Here is a 24,815-nt window from a genome sequence, read left to right on the forward strand (position 1 = left end):
CCGGTACGGCAGTGGGGCGAAAGAAAGGGGTGTTTCATGGGTGGAAGACGGACGGTGGTAGTCGGATGCGCGTTGGTCATATTGGTGGGGTTGTTCTCATTCCCCCGCTTGCTGTTAGGCAGTGATCAGACTCGCGTCAAGGAGATGATTCAGAACAATTGCGCCGGTTGTCACCGCTTGGAAGGGAAAGCGGATTCGCGTTTCAACTTGAAGGCGCCCGACCTGATTTGGGCCGGAAGCAAATATCAGCGCTCATGGTTGCTTCGTTACCTGACGGGGAAAGAGGCGCCGCTGTATCCAAAGGGATATCGCTGGGATTTGTCTGAGGGGCCGACGCGGCATCCGGTGGTCAGCGAAGACGAGGCCCTGGGTATTGCCGAGTATTTCGAACAACACAATAAAGACCCGCGGGTGAAAGTCGGGGCCTTCGATCTCTCGAAGGTCAGCAAGTTCGATGCGACGTTCGGCGGCATGGCCTACAAGGCTCACGCCTGTCTCGGCTGTCATTTGGTCGAGGAGAACGGCAAGCTGATCGGCGGGCCGCAGAGCGCGTCGCTGGTAGCGGCCGGTCAACGGTACGACAAGGATTGGCTCTTCCGGTTCGGACAGAATCCGCAAGATTTCACGGTTCACAACGGGGAGTTCCTGGCGGACGCGACGGAACCGCAACTCCGTGCCGTCATCGGGTACCTGATGGTGCAGGGCGTCAAGGACTTCAAGTATTACGAACCCTGGACGGCGCCGGAGTTCGGGATGGCGAGTGCCGATCGCGGGAAGGTCCTCTATAAAGAATATTGCGCTCAGTGCCATGGGTTCACCGGAAAGGGCGACGGTCCGGCTGCGTCCGGATTGGAACCGAAGCCGGCGATCCATGCGAACATCCCGTTCGACAAGGTGCCGACCGACTATCTTTACAATGTGATCAATCACGGCGGGGCGGCGATGGGAAAATCGCCGAGCATGCCTTATTGGGGTCTGACCATCGGTCAACAGGGTGTCGCGGATGTCATGGCCTATTTGAAAGTGACCTTCAAGGGCCAAGCGGAAGTCGCACAGGCAGCCGCAGGGTCCGGTGAAGGTCCGAGCGGGGTCTGCCCGCAGCCTCGGAAAACGGCGAAGGCGCCGGCAGAGTTTCTATCCAAGGCCAATCCGTTGCCGCAGTCGGATGCGACCATCAAGGCGGGGAAAACCCTGTTTCTCCAGACGGCCCAGCCCGTGGCCTGCGCAATGTGCCATGGCGACAAAGGCAACGGGCAAGGCTTCATGGGCGCGGCCTTGATCCCGCCTCCCCGAAACTTTACGTGCGGCTCAATGATGAAAGATCTTCCGGACGGGCAACTGTTCTGGATCATCAAGAACGGCTCGGCTGGAACCGGCATGATGTCGTTCGCCGGATTGCCGGATGAGCAGGTCTGGCAGTTGATTGCCTATGTGAGAAGTTTGGCGAAGTAAGAACGGGAAGCGTGAAACGTATCTCGTGAAACGTTCCGGACGAACGACGAGATACGCACGACGAATGGCAAGCGAAGGAGGTTGTTAGTGGCGACGTTTATCATTTCCGGCAGTCGGGGCACAGACGATCCGACCATGGCGACTCTTCCGTTCATGGCGGCCAAGACCGCCAAGGAGCAGGGTCATGATGTGGTGTTGTGGTTGTGGAACGAGGCGGTGACGTCAGCGCGAAAGGGCTCGGCGGATCATGTCGTCGGCGTGAATTTGACGCCGCTGAAAGACCTGTTGGCGGCCGTCCAGGCCGCCAACATTCCCATCTGGGTCTGCGGAGCCTGTGCCGTCGCCAGGCAGATCGGCCAGGCTGATCTCATAGCCGGAGCCGTGATCAAAGGCATGCCGGACTACATCAAGGCTGTGGCTGAGCGCGACCGGACCGTGGCGTTCTAAAGTTCTAAATAGGTGGGAAGGGGACGGGTATTCGCATGGCATCCGACGAACAAGCGGGCAGGAAAGCTAAAGGCAAAAAGGGGCGTATGGCTGCAGGAGCCGCGGTCTCGATTGCGGAACACAACGGACGACTTGAGACGGATGACCTGGAGATTATTCCGACGGCCGTGCCGAGGGAGGGAGACGGGTACCAAGCTCCTGATCAAGCCACCGGGGGAGTGACGGCCGGATTAACCGGATTAATCGGTGAAGTGGGCCGAACCCTGACCGAAGACGATCTGCGGCGCGTGAATACGCGGCGCGGGCTGCTGCAGTTGATCAAGAGCAAGAATATCGATCTGGATGACGTGCGCAAGACGCTGCTGTATGAACAGGAATTGCAGCAGCTGCAGGTCGAGCTGGTCCGTCTTCAACGCTGGGTACAAGCCGATGGGCAGCGTATTGCGATTCTTGTCGAAGGCCGGGATGCGGCCGGGAAGGGCGGAACGATCCGCCGGTTTACCGAGCATTTGAATCCGCGTGCCATGCGGGTCGTCGCGTTACCGAAGCCGACGGACGATGAGCGGGGCCAGTGGTATTTCCAGCGGTATATCCGGCAACTGCCCAACAAGGGTGAGATCGTGTTTTTCGATCGCAGTTGGTACAACCGCGCCGTCGTCGAACCGGTGATGGGGTTTTGCAGCAAGAAGGAGCATCAACGATTCTTGCAGCAGGTGACGGAATTCGAGCACATGCTCTACGAGGACGGCGTGACGATCATCAAGTTCTGGTTCTCGATTTCCAAAGAAGAACAGGCCAGTCGATTCGAAGCGCGCCGGCAGAATCCCCTCAAGCAGTGGAAGCTCAGTCCTGTCGATGAAAAGGCGCAGGAGCTGTGGGATTCGTACACACGATACAAAGAAGAAATGTTCAGCAAAACCCATACGACTTTCAGCCCCTGGATCATCGTCAAAGCGAACGACAAGCAGGCCGCGCGATTGGAAAGTTTGCGCCACGTGCTCAACCTTCTGGCGTACAGGGGCAAGGAAGAGGCGCAGATCCGCCTGACTCCCGACCCCAACGTCATCACTCGGTTCCATCGTAAGATGGTGGAATTGGATTTCTGATGCAGAGGCGGCTGAGTATCACATGGGCGATCATGGCGGCGGCCGTGGTGACGGGTGTCCCTGCAGTCGCCCAACATATGCAGCCGTCCCGCGTCCCGATCGAGCACCTCGAGGAGGCGCGTGCGCTCAAGAGTCCATTGCCTGATTCGCCTGATGTGGTCGAAAGGGGCAAGGTCCTCTATCACGGGAAGGGGACGTGCGCCAACTGTCATGGGCCGGAGGGAGCGGGCGATGGGCCGGTGGCGTCGCAGCTGAATCCATCCCCCCGTAATTTTCAGCGCCCTGGATTTTGGCGCCATCGCACGGAGGGCGAAATTTTCTGGGTGATTAAGAACGGGTCGCCCGGAACCAGCATGGTCGGATTTGCGGGACAGCTGACGGACGAAGAAATGTGGGCCGTGATCCAGTATGAACGCACCTTCGCTGAGAGCCATGGTCACGGGAGAGGAATGGGGCCTGCTGGAGGGATGGGGCATAAGGGAAGGTATGGGCGGCATGGGGCATCGAGGAGCCGGAAACGGGGGCTGTGAAGGAGAACATTGCGATCGGTAATGGGGCTGGATGTCGCATGGACCAGGTGAGGCGGTGACGGAGAAACTCCATCTGGTCTGTCCGCATTGCCGGAGTATCAATCGAGTTCCGGCGGTCCGTCTGGCGGAGCAGCCCAATTGCGGTCAGTGCCATGCCTCCTTGTTTACCGGTCACCCGATCGCGTTGACGGCGGCGGATTTCGATCTGCATGCGCAGCGAGCGGAGATTCCCCTGGTGGTGGATTTCTGGGCCCCCTGGTGCGGGCCCTGCCGCATGATGGCTCCGGCCTATGAACAGGCGGCGCAGATGCTGGAACCTCAAGTTCGCCTGGCTAAAGTAAATACGGAGGAGGAACAGCCCCTGGCCGCGAGGTTCGGCATCTCGAGCATCCCCACGCTAGTGCTGTTGCGAGGAGGGCGCGAACTGGGGCGTCAGCCGGGGGCGCTGGGGCTTCAGGATATTGTGCGGTGGGTTCGCAGCAAGATCTGACCGGTCCTCTCTTGTGACCGCGCTTCGTTCGTATCCGTTCTCCTTTCCCTCGGTGCAACCCAGCCCTCCGGATTCTGAGAGATCCTGATCGCTGGCGCGTTTTGCGCCAGTGCCGAGTCCGGGCCGGTTCTGGAATTCCCCAATCGACATCCCCCTCCGTTGTTGCGGTTTGCTGGTCCCTGAAAACCCTTGCCAAAGCGGGTATTTCGTTGGTGCGCCGGCATCCTTGCCTGGCACGTCCTCTGCTTTCTCCCAAGAGGGGTATCGAGGGGATAGGCTGAAGCCGGAACAATCGATAGAGCAGGGAGGACACATCATCATGGCAGACCATCATGACAGCTGTTCGGGACTGGGGGTGTCGATCGCGTTTTTGAGCGGGGCGATGCTGGGGGCGATGGCGGCGATTCTGTATGCGCCCAGTTCCGGCGAGGAAACCCGTCGGGCGATCAAAGGCTATGCGCGTCGGACGGAGGAGGAGGTGTTGGAGAAGGCCAAAGAAGTGCGAAGGGAAATCTCCCACAGCGTCGACGAAGCCAAGCGGTATCTGAAGGAGACCGAGGCGACGATTGCCGCGGCGTTGGCGGCGGGAAAGGAAGCGTTCAAGAAAGAAAAGACGGATCGGGCCTGAAATGTATGCGGTGCGATTTCACGGGCGCGGGGGGCAGGGCGCCAAGACGGCGAGCCGGATTCTCGGCACGGCGGCGTTCCTGAGCGGGTACCAGGCTCAGGATTCGCCGATCTATGGAGCCGAGCGTCGCGGAGCGCCTGTCGCGGCATTCACGCGGTTCGGCCGGGAGCCGATCCGCGAGCGAGGGGTCATTGCCCATCCCGATCTGGTGGTGGTGGCCGATGCATCGCTGCTGGAAGATCCTGCGGCCCGCGTGTCGGACGGCATCACCGAGCAGACCATCCTGTTCATCAATTCGCCGCTGCATGCGGAGCAGATTCGCGCGCCGAGCGCGTTATGTGGTCGCATCACGACGTTAGGGGTGACGGAGATTGCCCTGCAGCATTTCGGCCAGCGGGAGGCGATCAGCGCGTTGCTCGGTGCCGTCGCCGCCCGGTTGTCCGGGTTGCAACAGGAACCGCTCCGGCAGGCCATTGAGCAGGAGTTGGGAAATCTCGGCGTAGCCCCGCCGATTATTGAGCGGAATCAAACCGTCGCGCTCACGTGTTATGAGTCGGTGCAGGTGATGGAGCGGGAGTCTGTGGCAGAGTCGGCGACTATCGCGACGACTTTCCACATACCGGTCTATGAATCGCCGAGCAGGGGGACGGCCAGGATCAGCGCCACCGGGAATTCCGTGCTGCGTGAAACCGGCGGGTGGCGGACGTTTAGGCCTGTGCTGGTCGCCGACAAGTGCAACGGATGCTGGCTTTGTTTCGTCTATTGCCCCGACGGGGTGATTTCGATGAACAAGGATGACCGGCCGATGATCGACTATGCGCATTGCAAAGGCTGTCAGATCTGCGTGCACGAGTGCCCCACGCATGCCCTCGTCGCGGAGCGGGAATAGGAAGGCGGAGTGGCATGGACAGCCAAATGATGACCGGCAACCTGGCGGCGGCCTGGGGGGCGAGACTGGCTGACGTGGATTACATTCCTGCGTTTCCCATCACACCGCAAACGGAAATTGTGGAAGCGCTGGCCAAATGGTGTGAGGGCGGTGAACTGGCAGCGCGGTTCGTCACGATGGACTCTGAACATTCGATGATGACGGCGGCGGGAGCGGCAGAGGCGACGGGAGCCCGAGTCTTCACCGCGACATCCAGCCAGGGATTGCTCTACGCCTTCGAAGTGCTCTACTCGATCTCGGGCTGGCGTGCCCCGCTCGTGCTGGTCAACGTATCGCGGGCACTGGCTGCGCCCATTACGTTGGAGTCGGATCATAACGATGTGCTGGCGGCGCGTGATGCCGGATTTTTACAGATACACGCCGAGACTTGTCAGGAAGTACTCGACTCGATTCTGATGGCCTATCGGATCGCAGAAGATGAACGGGTGATGTTGCCGGTCATCGTGAATCTGGACGGCTTTTCGCTCTCGTTCACGCGAGAGCCGGTCCGTATCCCGGATCCGGAGCAAGTGCAGACGTTTCTGCCGCCGTTCCGTCCCGCTCACCTCGGGTTCAGCGCGTCTGCGCCCCATTCGTTAGGGGTGACGGTGATCGGTGGGACGCCCTATGCCTATTTCCGGCATCAAATGCATCTGGCCTCGATCAATGCCCTCGAGGTGCACCGTGAAGCTGCCGCGTCCTTCGAACAGGTATTCGGTCGGCGTTACGATGCGGTCGAGGGATATCGGCTGGACGATGCGGAGGATGTGCTCGTGATGACGAATTCCTGTTCGAGCACGGGCAAGGCGGCGGTCGATGCAGCCAGGGGAGAGGGGAAACGAGTGGGCCTGTTGCGGCTTCGGATGATTCGACCCTGGCCGGCGGAGGCGATCCGCGACGCATTGCGAGGGCGTCGCGCTGTGGCCGTGTTGGATCAGAATCTTGCGCCGGGGCAGGGTGGCATTCTGTTTCAGGAAATTGCCGCCTCGCTGTATCACGAAGTCGAGCGGCCGCGGGCACTCTGTTCCTTCATCGGAGGGCTTGGGGGACAGAATCTGTCGGTGGGGGCGTTTCACGCGGTCTTCGAGCAAACGGCGAAAGCCGGAGTCAGCGGAAAAGGAATCGGTCCGGTTCTCCTCTACACTCAAGCAGAGCATCGGGAGATGACTCAGCTCCAGATGGTAGCGGCAGGAAGCGTGAAACGCGAAACGTGAAGAAGAAATCCTGCTGACCGTTCGGACGCGGCGAGATACGAACCACGAGATACGAGAGACGCCATGTGGCAACGAGAGACATTTAAGAAGATCAAGCAGATTCCAGGTGAGGAGCATGTGCTTTCGGGAAGCGCGCTCTGCGCCGGGTGCGGTGGGTTGGAGTCGTTGCGACTTGCGGCGAAGGTGCTCGGCGACGAGGTCGTGTATGTCAACGCGGCCGGTTGCTTCACTATGTTGGCGGCCTATCCCTACACGTCATTCAAGGGCTCATGGCTCTATACGACGATGGGCTCCGCGCCTGCCGGTGCGCAGGGTGTGCGTGATGCGTTGGACGTATTGATCGCAAAAGGACGGTTACCGAAGCGCGAGAACCTGAAAGTCGTGGTGCTGGGAGGCGACGGCTCGACCTACGATATGGCGCTGTCGTCCACCTCGGGCGCGATGAATCGCGGACTCGATTTCTATTACATCTGTTACGACAACGAGGCGTACGGGAACACCGGTATGCAGCTGTCCCCGGCGACCCCTTATGGGGCGCGGACAGCCACCTCGCCTTGCAGCCTGCAGCATCCGAGCGGGGCATCTCAAGAGAAGAAAGACATCTTTGAAATCTGGCGCGCGCACAAACCGCCGTACATCGCGACCGTCGCGCCTCGATACCCGCTGGATCTGGAAGAAAAATTTGCGCGGGCGGCTGCCTTCACGGGGCCGAAGATGTTTCTCATGTTAGCCGCCTGCCCGACCGGCTGGCTCTACGATCCAGGGAAAACGCCGGAAGTGGCCAAGTTGGCGGTCGAGACCGGGCTCTGGCCGCTGAAGGAAGCTATCAATGGAGTGCTCACCCACACCTACGTCCCGAAGCGCAAGCCGGTCGAGGCCTATCTCAAGTTGCAGGGACGGTTCCGGCACCTGTTTGAGCCGACCGTACAGACGGAGGCGATTCAGCACATTCAAGCGCGCGTGGACGCCTATTGGGAGCGGGCAACCAGGGAGGGATCATGATTCGACAAGCCGCTGTTCCACTGGTGTTCTTCGCGGCGCTCCTTGCGAGCGGCTGCGCGGAGCCGAAGGCTGCATCCGGCATCAATGGTGTGACGCCGGTTCATTTGCCGGATGTGCGCACGCCGGTCCAGCTCGATGCCGACGCCCGACAGGAACATCGCGCCGTCATGCTCCAACATTTGGAGACGGTTCAAGCGATCGTTGCAGCGCTGGCCGACGAGGATTACAGGCTCGCTCAAGGCTTGACCGAAACGCACTTGGGGTTTTTCATGCACCGACACGCGATGGCTCGCCAGCAGCCGGAGAATTTTCCGCCGGCCTACCATGACCTGGCGATGGCGCATCATGAAGCCGCGGAAAAGCTGGCCGATGTGATGCCGTCGCGGGACCTGAAGCAGATCCTGCCCGAGTTCAACAAACTGCTGAAAGCCTGTGTTGCCTGTCACCTGGAGTACAAACTGCGTAGTTCATAACCAAGGAGAGCTGCATGTCCGAAGGAAAGATCAGCGTCACGTTCGAGCAGGATCACGACCGTCTCGATGCCCTGTTCACGACGTTTCAGGAGCAGAAGCGAAAGGATTTCGCCAAGGCCAAAGAGGCGTTCGTCGCCTTCAAGTTCGGCCTGCAACGCCACATTGTCTGGGAAGAAGACGTGTTGTTTCCCAAGTGGGAGGAGAACTCCGGCATGGCGGAAGGCGGTCCGACGCAGGTTATGAGAACCGAGCATCGGATGATCGGCGATTGCCTGGAGGCGATTCACCACAAGGTTCAGGCACAGGATCCGGAGAGCGATCAGGACGACCAGCGGCTGTTGGATATCCTGAAATCGCACAACATGAAGGAAGAACGGATTCTCTACCCGTCGATCGATCAGGTGATCAGCGATCAGGAACGCGCGGAGTTGTACCAGGCGATGAAAGAAATTCCTGAAGAGCGATATCGCACCTGTTGCGGGAGTGGGCACTCATGAGTCGCCCGGGCCTCGGTGCTGCTTTGTGCATCCTGGGACTGCTGGTCGTAGCCTCAGTGCCGCGATGGACCTATGCGGTGCCGTACGGTGGTGTGATTGCGTCGGAGGCGGAGGGGCCGTCGATTGCGTGGACGATAGCTGATGCCGGTGGCATGGTGGCCAATCCGCACAGCGATTTGATTTTTCGGGCGACGGGCGCCACCACGTGCCTGGATTGTCATCGAGCTGGCAAAGAGGGGACGTTGAGTCCACAAGTCCAGGACAATGCATTGGTCCAGGAACTCAGAGCTAAGGCCAAGGGGGTTCATGGCCCCGGGCGATTCGCGGACTGTCTGCGGTGCCATGCCGGGGGCAATAAGGGCGTGGAAAAATACCGAAAGTAAGTCAGGGAGCGAATGGCTTATGGCCGATGATGGCGTGCGTTGAGTTATTTACTATAAGCCATGCGCTATCAGCTCTCCTCTTGTTCTGAGCGAGCGAGGTATGACATCTGTGCGGCTGCGTGTCCTTGTCGTGACGGTCGTGGTGGTGGCGGCGGTGTCGGGCGCCCTGATGTTCGAGGCCCTGCTCAGTCTCGGGGAGACCACCCCCTTCGGGCATACGCGGTATGGCCATGCAGCCGGCTGGGTCGGCCTCGCCGTTACCCTGCTGGTATTTGTGTATCCGTTGCGCAAGCGAATCAGCCCGGCCCGCCGCTGGCCGCGAGGCTGGTTTCGAGTTCATATGGTGGCGGGGGTGGTGGGCCCGTTGCTGATTTTTCTGCACTCCGGCGCACATTATCACGCGTTGGTGCCGATTCTCGCGATGCTGTCCATGGTAATCGTGGTCGTCAGCGGGATCGTCGGGCAGGCGGTACATGCATTCAGCCTGAGAGCGCTCAACGATCAACGCCGCCGACTCCAGCACGAAGGATTATCCGAGGGCGATATCGACGCGCAGTTGCATGGCATGGCGTCCCAAGAGGAAGCGTTCCGCATGTGGCAAGCGATCCACGCGCCGATGACACTGATGTTTCTCGTGTTCACGGTGTTGCATGTGGCGGGGGCGTTGTTCTTCGCAGGAATCTCGTGACGGATGCGATACCATCCGCTGCCAAGAAGTGCGGTGCCGGTGGTGGCTCTGGTGACGCTTGTGCTTGTTGTCTGGATCGGCTGGGGGTCGGTGAGAAGTCCCGCTTCGTTCTGGGCACCGGGCGATTTGAGCCGATACCACGTCGATCAAGCCGGGTGTACCCACTGCCACGAACCATTCCGTGGCCCTAGTCCGGCTCGCTGTGTGAGTTGCCATTCGGAGCGATATTTCGAGGATCGGGCGACGCCTGCCGTGACGACCTGGCATCGTGACCTGGTGGCGCAACGCATGGCCTGCACGGCTTGCCACACGGAGCATCGCGGCGCGCTTGCTCAAATCACCGAACGAGCGAGGACCAATCCCCACGGTGAATTTGTCTTCCGTGCAACCGGCACCAGTTCCTGCACGGCCTGTCACGAGTTCGGTGTGAGGGTCGCGACCAAGCCGACGCTGCGAGACGAGCCGATCGTGCGGCGGTTGTATGAACAGGGAGGTGGCGCGCATCAGCCTGGTCGTATAGCCGTGTGCCTTGCCTGTCATGGCAGGGGGGCATCGTGAGGGGAGTATGATGGAGTGACGATGCGATTGAATCTCGAACAAGCCTTTCCTACCGAACAAGCCCTGCGCGACATGATCGTGACGCGAAAAGTCTGTTTCGATCACGACCCGTTCTATGTGAAGACGGGCGCCGGCAATGTGGTCCAGATTGGATTCCAGCTGAACCTCTATGCGGCGTTTCACGATCCGACTCAGCTGCCGCTCAATGATGATGCCGAGCATCGTGAAATTCTTGGCGACCTGCAACGGCTCTGCCGGGTGTTCTTTCAGACGCTGGATCTTCTGAAGCCCTGCGAGCATCCGCAGCCTCCCGCGCATCGCATCGTCTTCTCCCCGGAGCGAAAAAATCGCGCCGAAGTTTGCCTTCAGATTCCGATCTTCGACCTGGCGAATTATGCCGACAGTTCGGCTCACCAGGTGCAGGATCTTCTTGCGACCGCGGAATGTCTGCTGACGCATGTCGGTGCGAGACGGCGGGTGTGGGATGAAGAGGGGCGCAAACCGAAGTCTTCCACCGCTGGTTGTGAAGGCCGTACGGCGGCAGACGGAAGCTAGATCTGCGTATGCGTGAGACCCCGGATTGAGGTGAAATCATTCTCTATAATCGTCATATGTAGATATGGTAGGAAGTGCTGCCTATCGAGGCTCAATTAGTCGAATCATCGGTGCCAGGTGTTGCGGAAGGGCGCGGCCGGTTATGAGTACGAAAATACGATATAGGGATGAGCCTCTGGGAGAGATCCGTGTCGTTCCAGATTTTGTCCCCTCTCCTGCCCAATTGGCATTTCGTGATGAGGGTGACAAAGCGACATCCGCATTGAGAAAAAACGCGAAAAATTCTTCAAGGCCGAAGCGCCCCGGCACTACACGCAATACCAGCGCATGATTCGCGGCTTGCTCGATGCCTATGTCGAGAGGCAGCTTCAGAATCTTCTCTCACGTTCGCCGCGGGCCGCGGGCAGGCGGCCCTCAAGCGCAATGCTGCGTAGTTCACCGTTACAGACTAACCGGTATAATGTAACTGAACACCTTCGGAATTCGGAAGAGATGGTTGCGTATCTGGGCATTGATCAGAAGCGGTAGAGGGTACCTCTGTATCAACGAGGAGGCGGAGCGAAATGGACCGCAGCGAAATCTCTGCCATAGTTGAAAAAGCCATAGATCGCTTTGTCGAGGAACAATCTGCCCTGCTCGATCTTGATGTCACGGAGCGCGCGCTATCTCATTACTTGGCCATATATCTCGCAGCACTAGTGCCAGGCACATACGACGTTGATGTTGAATATAATCGACATTTCGGCGATCCCAAACGCCTTTGGCTCCCCACGAGAAAAGCGTTGGATCGAGAGCTTCGAGCAACCACGGTCTTTCCAGACATTATTGTGCATCAGCGCATCACGGATAAAAATAATCTGCTTGTTCTAGAAATGAAAAAGCCTGGAGAAGATCTCGCATACGATAATTTGAAACTGCAGGCGTTTCGAAAAGAGCTCGGCTATATCCACACCGCTCACGTAATTCTCGGGCGAGGAAATCTAGGTCAAGTGGTGCGCGAAGTGAAATGGCTCGATGGCTAATCAACAAACCGATTCTAGCCTCCAAGTCTCTAGGCTATCTTTCCCACCCTGATCCTCGCATCCACGATGCGGCAGCCCTGGCCCGGCGGCATGGCGAAGATCGGATTCAGATCCAGTTCCACGATCTCCGGCACCTCTTCGACCAGCCGTGACAGTCTGAGCAAGAGTTCTTGAATCGCATCCACATCGCACGGCGGATGGCCGCGATAACCCTGCAGCAGACGATAGCCCTTAATGCTGCGAATCAGGTCGGCGGCATCCAGCTCCGTCAACGGCGTGATTCGGAAGCGCACGTCTCCCAGAATCTCGACGTGAATCCCGCCCAGCCCGAAGCCGATCAAGGGACCGAACGAGGGATCCTGGACCATGCCCGCCATCACCTCGACGCCGCCGGTCACCATCGGTTGGACCAGGACCCCTTCCATGGCTTCCAGGCTCTGATCCTGTGCGAGCCGTGCGGCGATCTGCTCGAACGCCTGCCGAACCTCAGCCTTCGTGTTGAGGTCCAAATGCACACCGCCGATTTCCGTTTTGTGGACAAGTGTATGGGACGCCAGCTTCACGGCGACCGGAAATCCGATCTGCTCGGCAAGCAGGGCGGCTTCTTCAGCGCCGGTCGCGACACCGCCGGGCGGAAGCGGGATCGACATCGCGCTCAACAGGGCCCGTGTCTCGGCTGTCGTCAGCCAGCCGTCTCCACGTGCGGCCAGGGCGTCATGGCAGATGCGGGTCGCGGTCGGGCGGTCCAGATCGTCGAAATCCGGCACCATGCCGGCGGGGCGCTCTCGCCACTGCACATATCCGGCGATTTTCCCCAGGGCGCGCGCGGGGAGTTCCGGCAGCGAAAAGGTGGGGATGGTGTCGCTCGTGAAGGAAAATCTCCGCTCACGATCCGTTTCCACCATCCACCCGATATAGATCGGTTTCTTGATGGATGCCGTGGCTCGCGCTTCGAGGATGCCCTTCTTGATGCCTTCGGCGATCGGGTCCACATCGGTGGCGGTGACGGCAAGGTAGAGAATGATGAGGGCATCGATATCGTCGGATTTCAAGAGCGCCGCAATGGCTTGGGCGTATTGCTCGGGATCGGCCGAGGCGATCAGATCGACCGGGTTGCGCAGGGCCGCAGCCGGCGGCAGAAATGAGGCCAGGTGAGTCATGGTCGCTTGCGACAATTCAGGAACCTCCAGGCCGCTCGCTTCGCAGGCGTCGGCGCAGAGGATGGCCGGCCCGCCGGCGTTCGTGATGATTCCGACGCGGTTGCCCTTCGGCAGCGGTTGATCCGAGAGGCCTGCCGCCAATGCGAACATGTCTTCGAGCGTCTCGGCGCGCAGGATCCCGGTCTGCTGAAACAGGGCTTCCACCCCGACATCATTGGCGGCCAGCGCAGCCGTGTGGGATCCCGCGGCGCGTTTGCCCGAAGAGGTACGGCCTGCCTTCAGGACGACGATCGGTTTGTTGCGACTGACCCGGCGGGCGATCTGCGCAAACCGCCTCGGATTGCCGAACGATTCCACATACAGCAGGATGACGCGCGTTGCGGGATCGTTCTCCCAGTATTGCAGGAGGTCGTTGACCGACACATCCGCCTTGTTGCCGACGCTGACGAAGGTGGAAAGACCGAGCTGCAATCGTTCGGATGCGGCGAGCAGGGCCAACCCCAGAGCGCCGCTTTGTGACGACATGGCAATGGAGCCGGCGAGGGGAAACGTGGATGCGAAGGTGGCGTTGAGCCGCACGGCCGGATCGGTATTCAGGATGCCGAAGCAATTGGGGCCGACCATGCGCAGGCCCTGTTGCCGAACCTTCTCGAGGAGTTGGTCTTGCAAACGGCGTCCATCTACTCCGACTTCGGCGAACCCGGCGGTGATGACCACCAGCGCGCGGACTCCGGTCGCCGCACAGTCGTCCAGAACAGAGAGGACGGCGTCTTTGGGGACGGCGATGACGGCCAGATCGACCGGTTCCGGCAATGCCTGAAGCGACGGATAGGTCTGCATGCCGGCGATGGTGGCGGCATGCGGATTGATCGCATAGCAGCGGCCGTGAAAGCCGTTGCTGCTCAAGGCGTCAAGCAACCGGTAGCCGATACTCTGAGGATCGCGCGAGGCGCCGATCACGGCGACGGCCTGCGGATGGAAGAGGGGCCGGAGCGAAGCTGTGGTGGCGACCCGTTCACGCCACTCGGATTGACGTACGCTGTGGTCGGTCGGTGTCAGCGAGAGCTCGACCTCCATGTCGCCGCCTTCGACATGTTCTTCCATGGGCAGTCCGGAGGAGGCGAACACCTCGCGCATGGCCACATTGTCGGCGTGGGTGATGGCCCAGAGTCTCGTAAAGCCGTAGCGGACTGCCAGCAGCGCCAGTCGCTCCAGAAGCAGCGTGCCCAAGCCATGCCCATGAAGCCGATCGTCTACGGCCAGAGCTACTTCGGCCTGGTGCGGGTCCCGGGCATGATAGGACCCGGAGGCGATGACACGGAGGGCGCCATTCTGCCGGCGAAGGGCAATCACGGTGAGGCTACGCCGCGGGTCGGAAGGGTCGCAGAGTGTGCGGATCACCTCGGCGGGCGGCGCGGTTTCGGAAAAAAACCGGTGGCGTCTGGCTTCCGGCGACAGGCGTTCGACGAAGTGCTGCAATTCATCCGCGTCGGATGGCTGCGCAATACGCAGAAGCGCCGTCGTGCCGTCGCTCAAGACGACATGACCGGCGTCAGGACCCTCGTCACGGGAGGGCGGCATGTGGAGTGGGCGGATACGTTGCATGAATTACCCCGAGAGCAGGTCCGGTTTCACGAGCAGCAGCAGGCCGAGTCCGATCATGACCGCCCCGCTGATCAGTTTCAACCATCGTCCTTCGCGTTCCGCTAGCTTGTGACGACCCAGGGTGATCACCGCGATCGTCACCATCAGCGCGTCATCGAAGATGTACGCCGCGTTGTAGAGGCCAAGGTACCCATAATACTGCCAGGTGGAGAGCGACTGCGTGCTGAGGATGTGCGTGTAGAGTGCGGGGAGTCCGGCCGTGCACAGCAGCTCGACGACGTTCACCAGCGCGGCCAGGATTACGATCCCGATCAGAGCGCCGGTGAGATTCTCCGCCTGAACGATCCGGCGCAGCCGCGCATAGAGGCCCGGTTTGGCCGCGGCCGGAATACTCAGCGACAACCCCTGCCGGAAGGCGAAGAAATCTTTCACGTTGACTGCGCCGATCAGGAGTGCCACGCCGCCCAGCGTGAGTTGGACTGTGCGCGAGAGGCCCACGAAGAGAAAGACATTCAGCCAGGCGGCCATGAAGGCAAAATACAGCCCCCCGCTCATCAGGACGAAGGTGCCGGCCACGAGCGACATTTTGACGCGGTCCTGCAATGAGACCAGGAGCGATAGGAGAAACAACAGCACCCACATCGCGCAGGGATTGAAGCCGTCGAGCAGCCCGATGGCGAGGGTGAAGAGGGGGAGCCCGATGTCCGGATAACTGAGGCGGCCGAACCAGGGGTGCAGGATGCTGTCTCCTCCGGCGGAGGTGTGATCTGCAGGCGTGCTGCAGGCCGGTTGTGTCGGGCGGCAGGCGGACAACGGTTCGGAATCCAGGGAGGGAGCCGCTCGATCAAGGAGTGCAAGCAGGCGGGCGCCGGTGGTCCCGGCATCTTGATAGCCGATGATCAATTCGCCTTGCAGATAAAAGGCCGGAACGCCGATCAGCGTCACCGCCTGCCGCCTTGCCAACGTCTCTAAACGGGTGAGCGCGGTCTGATCCTGACCGACATCCCGAACCAGAATGTGCAGGGCGGGACGATGTTGCCGAAGCTCGCGAAGAAATGCCTTGGCAGCTTCGCAATGTGGACAGCCGGCGCGGACAAAGACTTCCAGGTCCGCAATCGGTTCGGAGGCGTGAATGGACACCTCTGAACCGAGGAGCCACAGGCAGACGAACAATAGGCCTGCGTAAAAAATCCTCCGCCGACGCATCGCTGTGCCTGTGGCGCCTGTCGGCTAACTGATGAATTCGGGTGCTGCGACGGAACGGATGTAGGACAACACGTCCAGCATCTGTTGATCCGTCAATTTCCCGCGATAGCCGTGCATGGGGCTGAACAGGGCTCCGTTCGCAATCGTGATCAGCAACTCCCAATCAGTTTTCGCTCGTGAGTTGACCGACTGAAAATTCGCCGGCTTCACGATCAAATACTGGCCATCCGGCCCGTTACCGTCCAGTTTGTCACCATGGCATCGCAGGCAGTTCTTTTCATAGATGGCCTGGCCGTCGCGAGGATTGCCGCGATTGGTTTGCGCGGTGGCCCAGGTGCTGCCCAGGATGACGAGGCAAACGGCAGAAAGAATGCTGAACGTTTTCATGCGCAGGCTCCTTTATGGTTCGGCGCAGTGCGCCGGATTGGTCACAGACTCATCGTACGATCAAGACCGGACAGGGCACGTGGTGCAGGAGGGCGTGGGAAATGCTTCCCAGGAGAAATCGCTCCAGCCCCTTGCGTCCATGGGAACCAATGACCAGAAGATCTGCCGACTTGGCGCGTTCCGTCAGGATGTCGGTCGGGTCTCCGACGGTCACCTGGGTGCCGACCGTATACCGGTGATTCATGACCGAGGCGGCCAAGTTCTTCACCAGGTCTTCGGCCGAGCGTACGGCGATCCCGGTCCAATCCTGAAGCGGAAAGAGGCTGAACGGATCGGTGGACGGAATCTGCCGTACGACGCTCACGATGGTGAGATCGACCGGATTCTTAAACGGATGGCTGAGGAGCCAGTCCTTGATCCTGGCGCCATCCTCATGTCCTTCGACGGCGACCGTTACGCGCTTGACTGGCCCCTCACGCTCTTTCACGATCAAGGTCGTGCAGTCGGCATGGAGTGCGACGCGATGGGAGACGCTGCCGAGGACGAGTTCGCCGACGCGTCCCCGCCCGCGCGCTCCGATCACGATCAGGTCTGCATGCGTTTCCCTGGCCTTGTCCAGAATCAGCGAGGCCGGTTTGCCGAATTCGCACACCCGTGTGATGGAGAGGCCTTCGGATGGCAACATCGTAGATGTGTGGTCGAGCAATTGCTCCCCCGCTTTCTCCATGGCTTTCCGGAAGTCGTCGTACCCCTGCATGCTGCTCACTTCTGCGACGATCGGATACTGAAACATGCCCAAGTCGATCCCATGCACCAGGATGACCTCGTGCAGATCGTACAGGTAGGACACTTCACGAACGGCTGCGAACGCCTGTTCCGACCAGTCGAGTGCGATGAGGGCGCGCATAAGACTCCTTTCGCGACAGGATGCTGAAAAAGTCCTCCAGCGTCGTTCTCGCAGCGCTCAGAGGTTCAACGTACGGTCCACAGTACGCTTCGCCTCTTCGCTTGCTGCGGCCTTGCTGGACGGCCTTTTTGAGCATCCTGCGAAGATATTGATCGCTTTCCCATACGCCCGGCTCCTCGAGCATGCAGGATCTGCACACAGCCTTTCCGCATCCTGCCTGCTAGAACAACGGGTGCGGTGACGTGCCGAAGGGCATGAACCGCGGGGAATCGCCGACGTTGCCGCGAATGCGCCACTGACCGTCATCGAACGTCATGTAGTGCACTTCCTCATACCAACTGTCGATCGGCACACGTAACCCGCCGGTTTTCGACAGGCCCGACAAACTGCCCGTACAGGTGACCTCGATGATGGTCTTGGAGCCGGATCCGACCTTGATCATCCGGGAAAAATGATGAGTGTCGGACAGTTCCCGGAATTCGTCGAACAGGTTGATCCAGACCTTCCGCATGTCGGTCTTCTTCAGTCCGTGATAATTGTACTGCTCCGAATACAGGGCCATGATGCCGTCCACGTCGCCGGCACGAAGCGCCTGTTCCGCCTGCCGGAACGTTGCCAGCACGTGATCGACGGTCGCTTGATCGAGGTCTGCCGCCGCTCCAGGAAGGAGCTGCATCTCGGCTGTTGCCGGAGACCCCGTCAGGGTGACCACCAGAAGCCCGCCGATGAGAAACCTGCTCCATCGATCCCACCTCCGTTCCCCTCCACCCATGATCACTCCTTCTTCCGATGGTGAAGTTGCCTACCCGACCCAGGTGACGCGGATAAAATCTTCATCCTTGTCGTATTGCAGTTCCAATTCGCCGTGATGCGCATGTTTCAGCGCTTCGCCGATGCGTCTGGGTAAGTGGGTATCGGTCGTGAGGACGACAAGCCCCTCTGCCCGGTTCTCGATCGTCATAATGCGGGCCAGCGGGTATTCTTTTTTTTCCTGCGCCTCGGCATTGTGGATCAGCCCCATGACTTGGTCCCGGTGTTGGTCTTTGTAGGCTCCCTTGAGCGTGACGAACCCTTTCGGGTTGTTGTCTTCGATACGGAGACAAGCCGGACAGACGATCTCATCGGCCCCCGTCGGTTTGGTTCCCCAGGTCCAGCGTCCCTTATGGAACAGCGCCCCGCAAGTCTTACAGACCGTGGGTTCCTTCAACTTCCCCGGCAGCTTGTAGGTGTCGTGTTGACCTTCCTGCACGAAGCGATCGCGGCGCGCGGCGTGGCCGCCTTCGGTGTGTTTGTTCATCGGTGCGATTCCTTTTCTGTGCCGGGTCATCCGCTCTGTGGCCCGCGCTGTGATGTTACGATCGGTTGATAGACGCTTCTTCCGCCAGATTGAGATATTGCAGCACCTCACGGTCTTCGACCTGCTCGAAGTCCCGGTAGAAGTTACCGACGGCATAAAACGGATCCGGTATCCGCAGCACGATCAATTGGTCGACCAGTTTTCGCGCTTCCTCCACGGTCGAACGGGGGCCCACCGGAATGGCCCCGATCACGCGACGCGGGTTTCCCTGGCGGGCGGTCGCAACGGAGGCAAAGAACGTCGCGCCTGTGGCGAGGCCGTCATCGACGAGAATCACCGTCCGGTCGTTCAGGTCGGGGAACGGTCGCCCCTGCCGGTACAAGGCTACACGCCTGGTGACTTCCTTTTGCTGCGCCTGCACGGCGGCTGAGAGTTGTCGTTCTGTGAGCGACAAGCCCAATAGCGCCTCTCGATTCCAGTACACGGCGCCTGTTTCGCTGACGGCTCCCAGGGCATATTCAGGATTGCCCGGCGCGCCGATTTTTCGCGTAATGAGCACATCGAGCGCCAGATGCAGGGCCAGGCTCAATTGATAGGCCACTGCCACTCCCCCGCGCGGCAACGCGAGGAGAATGGCGCTTGGATCTTTGCGAAACTGGATCAGCTCCTGCGCGAGGAGTTCGCCGGCTTCTTCACGGTTCTTGAACATGGCTCTCCGCTCCCCCTGCCGTGCGCCCTGCATACTGTGGCCCGAAGGGGCTTACCACAGCCCGCTCGTGACCCCTACGCCGATGAGGAACAGCGCCGCGACAATCACGAGCACCATCAGCCACCGGTGATGGTGAGATGCACCCTCGGGATGCCAATGGATTTCCCAGGGGATGTCCAGATATCGAGGATGTCGGAACATGGTGTGCTCCTTCCGCTTAGGACACCTTCACGTCAATCGATTTGGGCTTGGCTTTCTCCGATTTCGGCAGATGCACTGTGAGGATGCCGTCTTTGTATTCCGCCGCGACCTTGCTGCCGTCGGCATCTTCCGGCAGGGTGAAGCTTCGTAAGAAACTGCCGTACGCGCGTTCCATGCGATGATATTTCTTGTCCTTTTCTTCCTTCTCGTATTTGCGCTCGCCGGAGATCGCGAGCACATTGTCCTGCACCGTGAGTTTCACGTCTTCCTTCTTGATCTCGGGCAGCTCCGCCTTGATCAGGTATTCCTTGTCGTCTTCGGTGATGTCGACCAGGGGAGACCATTCTGCGACCGAAATCGACTCCTTCTGGCCTTCCGTTTTGGTCGGTGTCCGACCCCAGAGGGCGGACAAGCGCTGTTCCATGTCCTCAAGTTCTCGCCATGGATTCATCTGTCTCCGAAATGGTTCCCAACGGGTGAGTCCACTCATGGTCATGTCTCCTTTACGGTATGAGTAAGTTCAGCCTGAGCTGGTGTCTTGTCATGGCGTTCGAGAGATGGTGTTCTGGAACCGTCATTCTGCATTGGCACTGTTGCAGACTCGATGCCAGCGGACAATGTGGCGGCATTCACAGGGGAGGTGCGGAAGTTCACTTGCTTAGGAACATGGCAGGCAGTTTCCTGTGCCCACTATTTTGCCGGGGTGGGGCGTTACGGGACAGCGGACGGGGGCCGCAATGGTGCCAATTACCTCATTGATTTCAATCCGGCCATGGTTACTCGATGAATGAAGGGATATGAAGGGAGGTGGAGCCAGGATAAGGTCGAAACCCCCGCTTCCGTGCCGCGTGAGTGGGTTCGGGGGTCGCGCCTGTCGCAATTTCGGGGTCCGGTCCGAAGGGACGCGCTTCCATCTCGGTGCCAGTAGGAGGCACGGCTCGCACAAGGAGCCCGATGAATGGGGAGCGCGGGTTATCCAGGTTGTGTGACTCGCCGGGGTGTCCGGAAGGATTCCCGTCAGGGGGCAGGTCCGATCTTCACACGGGAGCGGGTTTTTTGTGATGGTTGTCCGGAAAAGGAGCCGCAGGCCGGGCTAGCGGAGAAATGCCTTTCGAACCTTGAGGAGGAAGGCGTCGGCCAGTTCCGGACGGGCCTGTTGGGAGCAGGTGCGGAGTCGCCGCTCCGCTTCTGCAGTCCAGTGTTCTCCCATGTCGATGACCTCGCCGGGGCGAAAGTGCCCGGCTTTGATTCTGGCCACGGCTTCACCCACAGGCGTTTCGGAAATTCTGATACTGAACGTTCCCCGCTCCAACAATTCGCAGAGGTTGAAGAGCACCCGCACATAGGCCGCCGCATATTTGGCCGGCCGCCTATCCTTCTTCTCCAACATCTTCTTGCGCTGGTTGTCGCAGTAGTTGAGGAACGACTCATAGGCCGCCTGCGCCGACCAGAGTCGCGGAAAGAGTTGGCGTAGCTCCGCGCCCCAATCATCCATCGTCACCACCGGCGCCACCAGTGTTTCGAGCACCAGCGGATGACCTTGCAGGGCCAATTGGAGAAAGTGTCCGATCTCCCAGGACGTCTCGTCCTCTTCCTCTTTCATCATTCTCGTGCCCTGATACTTAAACCCGACACGAAAGAGTTCGGCCGTGGGCAGGACGAAGACACTGCGGTAGTCCTTGTCGCTGTCGGGACCGGCCAGGCCGTGGGCGTGCGAACCGACCACCACCTTCAAAATGCAGGTATCGGTCGATGATGTAGCTGCGTCTCTCATGATCGCGCGGCGGAGAGTTGAGCGAGACAGCCGTTCAAGGTCATGTACTTGGGGTAGTCGGATTCCGGAATCTCGATGTGGAACTCCTTGTGAAGCGCGACCACGAAGTTGAGGAAATCCATCGAGTCGAGGTCGAGTTGGTCGCGGAAGCTGACATCCGGGCGTAGGGAGGTGGTATCCGCTTCCGGCGCGATCTCACCGAGAAGACGAAGGATCCGGCTGCGCATTTCATCTTCCGATAGTGGCGTGTTCATAACGACTGGGGCTCCTGTAACAAGCGATCGATTTCAGCCAGGAACAATCCTCCGCGGTGGCCGTCGGTGACGCGGTGGTCGGCGGAGAGCGACGCCATGAGCACCGGCCTCGGCACAACCGCACCATCGGCGACCCAGGGGCGTTCGACGACTTTGCCGAATCCGACCAGCGCGACTTGGGGAGGATAAATGACTCCGAACACAGTTTCCACTCCCTGTTCCCCCAGACTCGTGACGGTGATGGTCGGGTCGGACAGTTCCGAGCTCCGTAGCGAACCGGCTCTGGCGCGCTTCACCAGGTCCTGAAAGTTCTGCATCAACTCGCCGAGGCTCAGCCGATCGGCGTCGTGCAATGCCGGCGCGACCAGTCCACCCTGGCGGAGGGAGATGGCGGTGCCGATATGAATCCGTTCACTTCTGCTCGCCTCGCCGTCTTTCCAGAGTGCATTGAGCTCGGGAACTCGGCGAAGCGCGAGGGCGACCGCTTTGATCAACAGGACACCGTACAAGAGACGCTCCGTGACGGGACGCTGCTCGTTCGAGTCCTTCAGCCAGGTGATTGCCCGGCCCATGTCGATGGTGGTGCTGAGGTAATAGTGGGGGATCTCGCGTTTGGATCGGGCCATGGCTGCGGCGATGGTTTGCCGCATGCGTCCCTGGCGGTCGGCGGCACCGACCGGTTTGGCGACGCCCGCCGTAGCCGTGGTGGCTCGCTCGATATCGGCCAGGGTGATGGCTCCTTCCGGGCCGCTCCCCTGCAACGTGCTTGCGTCGATGCCTCGCTCGGCGGCCAGTTTTCTCGCCGCGGGTGAAATCCGCAATCGCCCGGCCTGAGAGGGCGCAGCGGCTATGCTCTCAATTCGATGGACGGGCGGAGGGGGAGCCAGTGGAGTGGTGATCGTACGGGGGGAAGCGACACTTGTTGTCGGCCGTCCCTCTTCGCGAATGATCGCCATGACCGCTCCCACCGGAACCTTGTCGCCCGGTCTGGTGATGAGTCGTTCGATGATGCCTGTGGTATGGGACTCCACGTCGATGGCGGCCTTCTCCGTGTCGACCTCCGCGATGATCTCGCCTTTGGTGATGCGGTCGCCCTCTTTCTTTTTCCACTGCACCAAGATGCCGTCGGTCATGTCGGCGCCGAGCGTCGGCATCAGGAATTCAGCCATGATGGAGACTCCGTGAAGCGCGAAAGGTGAAACGTAACACGTACAATGGAACGGGCGATGAGTGAGAGAGAAACAGCCAAGGCATCGGTTATCCCAACAGCCTGCGAACCGCCTTCACGATCTTGTTCGGCTGCGGCAGCGCCGCCTCTTCCAGATGTTTCGGATAGGGAATCGGGACCTCTTCGCTGCAGACCCGCGCGACCGGGGCATCCAAATCGTAAAACGTGCCCTCCATGATCTGCGCGGCGACTTCGGCGGCGAAACTTCCCGTGCGCCAGGCCTCGTCGATGACCACCGCCCGGTGGGTCTTTCGAACGGAGGTGAGGATGGTGCCGGTATCGAGGGGGCGTAGGACGCGCAGGTCCACGACCTCCGCGTCGATGCCCTCTTGAGCCAGTTGGGTGGCAGCGGCCAGTGTCTTCCACAGGCTGCCCCCGAACGTGATGAGACTCACATCCTTTCCGGGTCGGCGCACCGCGGCGCGGGAGATATCGACTGCGGGCCAGCTTTCCTCCAACTCGCCTTCCATGGAATAGAGATACGCATGCTCGAAAATAAACACCGGGTCCGGCTCCTGGATCGCGGTGAGCAACATCCCCCGCGCATCCGTCACGGTGGCAGGCGTCAGGACCGTGATGCCGGGAATGTGCGCATACCAGCCTTCCAGGCTGTGCGAATGTTGCGCCGCCATCTGGCGGCCGGCGCCGGTAGCCATTCGAACGACCAGCGGCACGTTGAACTGACCGCCGGACATGTGCCGGAGCGTTGCCGCGTTGTTGAGAATTTGATCGAGTGCCAACAGGCTGAAATTCACCGTCATCACTTCCACAATCGGACGCATGCCGCCCAGGGCCGCGCCGATGCCGGCGCCGACGAAGGTGCTTTCCGACAGCGGCGTATCACGAATGCGTTCCGGGCCGAACTCGTCGAGCAACCCCTTGCTGCAGGCATAGGTGCCGCCGTATTTGCCGACATCCTCCCCCATGAGAAAGACGCGAGGGTTGCGCTGGAGCGCGTCCCGTAATCCCGCCCGAACGGCTTCTCTGTAGGTGATCTTGGTCATAGGTACCACCGCGAAAGGTGAGACGCGGACCAGCTACGTACATTCGCCTGACGTGTCACGTCTTACGTCTCACGTCCGTGCACACATCTTTGTTGAGATCCTCGATCGGCTCCCAGGGAGCCGCCTCGGCGAAGGCCACGGCTTCCTCGATTTCAGTCGCGATCGCAGCCTCTATCTGTTGGAGATCCTCATCGCGCAGCAATCGGGCCTGGCGAAGGGCCTGTTCGAAGGTCGCAATCGGGTCCCGCCGCTTCCATTCGCTGACTTCGTCTTTGGTCCGATACAACTCGGCGTCGTACATGGAATGGGCGCGAAACCGATAGGTCCGGTATTCAAGGAAGTAGGGGCCGTTGCCGTTTCGGATCAACTCGACTGCGCGACCAGTCGCCTTCTCAACCGCCAGCACGTCCATACCGTCGACTGTGTCGGCGCCCATCGCATAGGCCTTCGCCTTGGCGGCAATATCGGGTTGCGATTGATGGCGGGCCAGGGCGGTGCCCATCGCATAGAGGTTATTTTCACAGAGAAACAGCACCGGGAGTTTCCACAAGGCGGCCAGGTTGAGGGATTCGTGAAACTCGCCCTCCGCCACCGCGCCGTCGCCGAAGTAGCAGCCGGTGACACGCGTGCGACCTTGCATCTTGTCGGCGAGGGCCAGGCCGACGGCCACGGGTAATCCACCGGCCACGATGGCCAGGCCTCCGTAAAACCTCCGGGAAGCATCGAAGAAATGCATCGAGCCTCCGCGTCCGCGCGCACAACCAGCGGCTTTGCCATACAGCTCTGCCATCAGCCGGTTCATCGATGTGCCGCGCACCAGTGCATGGCCATGCTCACGATAGGTGGCGACGATCGCGTCTTCGTTCGTGAACGACGGGATGGAGCCGGCGGCCACGGCCTCTTCGCCGATGTACAGATGCAAAAAACCGTGGATCTTCCCGAGTTGATAGAGTTCCGCGGCCCGTTCCTCGAAGCGGCGGATACGGAGCATCTGCCGCAGCAACTCAAGGCCCTGTTCGCGTGTTAAGGAGGGTGTCATGTCGTCTCTCTTCTCCCGCGCGTTGTCAGCGTTCCGCTTGTAGTTTGAGATGAATTTCTCGTTCCGATGCT

30 protein-coding genes are annotated in these 24,815 nt (G+C 60.2%); 16 read left to right on the forward strand and 14 right to left on the reverse strand.

Translation table 11 applies throughout. The features are described 5' to 3' along the window. Nucleotides 1-36 precede the first annotated feature (36 nt). From NSND_RS15835 to NSND_RS15915, 16 genes are all read left to right on the forward strand, one after another. Nucleotides 37-1,452, forward strand: coding sequence for a c-type cytochrome (locus NSND_RS15835; RefSeq protein ID WP_080879916.1), 1,416 nt, complete (start codon nt 37-39; stop codon nt 1,450-1,452). An 87-nt stretch (nt 1,453-1,539) separates the two neighbouring features. Then, nucleotides 1,540-1,899, forward strand: a complete 360-nt coding sequence (locus NSND_RS15840) for a DsrE family protein (protein WP_080879917.1) — start codon at nt 1,540-1,542, stop codon at nt 1,897-1,899. Between the two features lie 86 nt (nt 1,900-1,985). Then, entirely contained in the window at nt 1,986-3,005 is a 1,020-nt protein-coding gene (gene ppk2 / locus NSND_RS15845; RefSeq protein WP_200810587.1) for a polyphosphate kinase 2, read from the forward strand. Next, complete coding sequence (locus NSND_RS15850; protein ID WP_080879918.1) at nt 3,005-3,535, forward strand: c-type cytochrome; 531 nt, start codon at nt 3,005-3,007, stop codon at nt 3,533-3,535. Before ppk2 ends, NSND_RS15850 begins: the two co-directional genes overlap by 1 nt. A 55-nt stretch (nt 3,536-3,590) precedes the next feature. Next, complete coding sequence (gene trxC, locus NSND_RS15855; RefSeq protein WP_080880901.1) at nt 3,591-4,025, forward strand: thioredoxin TrxC; 435 nt, start codon at nt 3,591-3,593, stop codon at nt 4,023-4,025. A gap of 319 nt (nt 4,026-4,344) precedes the next feature. Next, a complete protein-coding gene (locus NSND_RS15860) occupies nt 4,345-4,653 on the forward strand; it encodes a YtxH domain-containing protein (protein WP_080879919.1) in 309 nt (102 codons plus the stop codon). 1 nt (nt 4,654) lies between these two features. Continuing rightward, nucleotides 4,655-5,542: a 2-oxoacid:acceptor oxidoreductase family protein gene (locus tag NSND_RS15865; RefSeq protein WP_080879920.1), complete on the forward strand. Its 888-nt coding sequence runs from the start codon at nt 4,655-4,657 to the stop codon at nt 5,540-5,542. 14 nt (nt 5,543-5,556) lie between these two features. After that, nucleotides 5,557-6,795, forward strand: coding sequence for a pyruvate synthase (locus tag NSND_RS15870; RefSeq protein WP_080879921.1), 1,239 nt, complete (start codon nt 5,557-5,559; stop codon nt 6,793-6,795). Nucleotides 6,796-6,858: 63 nt separating this feature from the next. Further along, the gene (locus NSND_RS15875; RefSeq protein WP_080879922.1) at nt 6,859-7,797 is read left to right on the forward strand and encodes a thiamine pyrophosphate-dependent enzyme; all 939 of its coding nucleotides are present in this window, start codon (nt 6,859-6,861) and stop codon (nt 7,795-7,797) included. Further along, nucleotides 7,794-8,270, forward strand: a complete 477-nt coding sequence (locus NSND_RS15880) for a cytochrome c (RefSeq protein ID WP_080879923.1) — start codon at nt 7,794-7,796, stop codon at nt 8,268-8,270. Before NSND_RS15875 ends, NSND_RS15880 begins: the two co-directional genes overlap by 4 nt. A gap of 14 nt (nt 8,271-8,284) precedes the next feature. Continuing rightward, nucleotides 8,285-8,767: a hemerythrin domain-containing protein gene (locus NSND_RS15885; protein WP_080879924.1), complete on the forward strand. Its 483-nt coding sequence runs from the start codon at nt 8,285-8,287 to the stop codon at nt 8,765-8,767. Then, complete coding sequence (locus tag NSND_RS15890) at nt 8,764-9,150, forward strand: hypothetical protein (protein ID WP_080879925.1); 387 nt, start codon at nt 8,764-8,766, stop codon at nt 9,148-9,150. The genes NSND_RS15885 and NSND_RS15890 overlap by 4 nt, the downstream gene beginning before the upstream one ends. A gap of 100 nt (nt 9,151-9,250) precedes the next feature. After that, the gene (locus NSND_RS15895) at nt 9,251-9,838 is read left to right on the forward strand and encodes a hypothetical protein (RefSeq protein WP_080879926.1); all 588 of its coding nucleotides are present in this window, start codon (nt 9,251-9,253) and stop codon (nt 9,836-9,838) included. 3 nt (nt 9,839-9,841) lie between these two features. Next, the gene (locus tag NSND_RS15900; protein ID WP_080879927.1) at nt 9,842-10,396 is read left to right on the forward strand and encodes a cytochrome c3 family protein; all 555 of its coding nucleotides are present in this window, start codon (nt 9,842-9,844) and stop codon (nt 10,394-10,396) included. 21 nt (nt 10,397-10,417) lie between these two features. Next, nucleotides 10,418-10,951: a hypothetical protein gene (locus NSND_RS15905; RefSeq protein ID WP_080879928.1), complete on the forward strand. Its 534-nt coding sequence runs from the start codon at nt 10,418-10,420 to the stop codon at nt 10,949-10,951. A 563-nt stretch (nt 10,952-11,514) separates the two neighbouring features. Further along, a complete protein-coding gene (locus NSND_RS15915; protein WP_080879929.1) occupies nt 11,515-11,973 on the forward strand; it encodes a hypothetical protein in 459 nt (152 codons plus the stop codon). A gap of 29 nt (nt 11,974-12,002) precedes the next feature. Here the strand turns inward: NSND_RS15915 and NSND_RS15920 are convergent, their stop codons facing one another. The 14 genes from NSND_RS15920 to pdhA all read right to left on the reverse strand — a co-directional run bounded on the left by NSND_RS15920 (nt 12,003) and on the right by pdhA (nt 24,744). Further along, nucleotides 12,003-14,738 (reverse strand): GNAT family N-acetyltransferase, encoded by a 2,736-nt coding sequence (locus tag NSND_RS15920; protein ID WP_080879930.1) that lies wholly within the window; start codon nt 14,736-14,738, stop codon nt 12,003-12,005. Between the two features lie 3 nt (nt 14,739-14,741). After that, nucleotides 14,742-15,944, reverse strand: a complete 1,203-nt coding sequence (locus NSND_RS15925) for a glutaredoxin family protein (RefSeq protein WP_080879931.1) — start codon at nt 15,942-15,944, stop codon at nt 14,742-14,744. Nucleotides 15,945-15,968: 24 nt separating this feature from the next. Further along, nucleotides 15,969-16,331, reverse strand: coding sequence for a c-type cytochrome (locus tag NSND_RS15930; protein WP_080879932.1), 363 nt, complete (start codon nt 16,329-16,331; stop codon nt 15,969-15,971). 49 nt (nt 16,332-16,380) lie between these two features. Then, entirely contained in the window at nt 16,381-17,238 is an 858-nt protein-coding gene (locus tag NSND_RS15935) for a universal stress protein (RefSeq protein ID WP_080879933.1), read from the reverse strand. A gap of 220 nt (nt 17,239-17,458) precedes the next feature. Further along, the gene (locus NSND_RS15940) at nt 17,459-18,010 is read right to left on the reverse strand and encodes a nuclear transport factor 2-like protein (RefSeq protein ID WP_080879934.1); all 552 of its coding nucleotides are present in this window, start codon (nt 18,008-18,010) and stop codon (nt 17,459-17,461) included. Nucleotides 18,011-18,040: 30 nt separating this feature from the next. Continuing rightward, complete coding sequence (locus NSND_RS15945; protein WP_080879935.1) at nt 18,041-18,535, reverse strand: BCAM0308 family protein; 495 nt, start codon at nt 18,533-18,535, stop codon at nt 18,041-18,043. Between the two features lie 55 nt (nt 18,536-18,590). Then, the gene (locus NSND_RS15950) at nt 18,591-19,244 is read right to left on the reverse strand and encodes a phosphoribosyltransferase (RefSeq protein ID WP_159450825.1); all 654 of its coding nucleotides are present in this window, start codon (nt 19,242-19,244) and stop codon (nt 18,591-18,593) included. Nucleotides 19,245-19,295: 51 nt separating this feature from the next. After that, complete coding sequence (locus NSND_RS21330) at nt 19,296-19,445, reverse strand: hypothetical protein (protein WP_159450826.1); 150 nt, start codon at nt 19,443-19,445, stop codon at nt 19,296-19,298. 16 nt (nt 19,446-19,461) lie between these two features. After that, on the reverse strand, nt 19,462-19,935 hold the full coding sequence (locus NSND_RS15955) for an Hsp20/alpha crystallin family protein (protein ID WP_080879937.1): 474 nt from the start codon (nt 19,933-19,935) through the stop codon (nt 19,462-19,464). A 603-nt stretch (nt 19,936-20,538) separates the two neighbouring features. Next, the gene (locus tag NSND_RS15960) at nt 20,539-21,219 is read right to left on the reverse strand and encodes a nucleotidyltransferase domain-containing protein (protein ID WP_080879938.1); all 681 of its coding nucleotides are present in this window, start codon (nt 21,217-21,219) and stop codon (nt 20,539-20,541) included. After that, entirely contained in the window at nt 21,216-21,473 is a 258-nt protein-coding gene (locus tag NSND_RS15965) for an acyl carrier protein (RefSeq protein ID WP_080879939.1), read from the reverse strand. Before NSND_RS15965 ends, NSND_RS15960 begins: the two co-directional genes overlap by 4 nt. Next, nucleotides 21,470-22,642: a dihydrolipoamide acetyltransferase family protein gene (locus NSND_RS15970; RefSeq protein ID WP_080879940.1), complete on the reverse strand. Its 1,173-nt coding sequence runs from the start codon at nt 22,640-22,642 to the stop codon at nt 21,470-21,472. The genes NSND_RS15965 and NSND_RS15970 overlap by 4 nt, the downstream gene beginning before the upstream one ends. An 88-nt stretch (nt 22,643-22,730) precedes the next feature. Next, nucleotides 22,731-23,705, reverse strand: a complete 975-nt coding sequence (locus tag NSND_RS15975; RefSeq protein WP_080879941.1) for an alpha-ketoacid dehydrogenase subunit beta — start codon at nt 23,703-23,705, stop codon at nt 22,731-22,733. Between the two features lie 55 nt (nt 23,706-23,760). Then, a complete protein-coding gene (pdhA, locus tag NSND_RS15980; protein WP_080880902.1) occupies nt 23,761-24,744 on the reverse strand; it encodes a pyruvate dehydrogenase (acetyl-transferring) E1 component subunit alpha in 984 nt (327 codons plus the stop codon). Nucleotides 24,745-24,815: the final 71 nt, after the last annotated feature.

Origin of the sequence: Nitrospira sp. ND1 (assembly GCF_900170025.1) — a bacterium.
Lineage (GTDB): Bacteria > Nitrospirota > Nitrospiria > Nitrospirales > Nitrospiraceae > Nitrospira_A.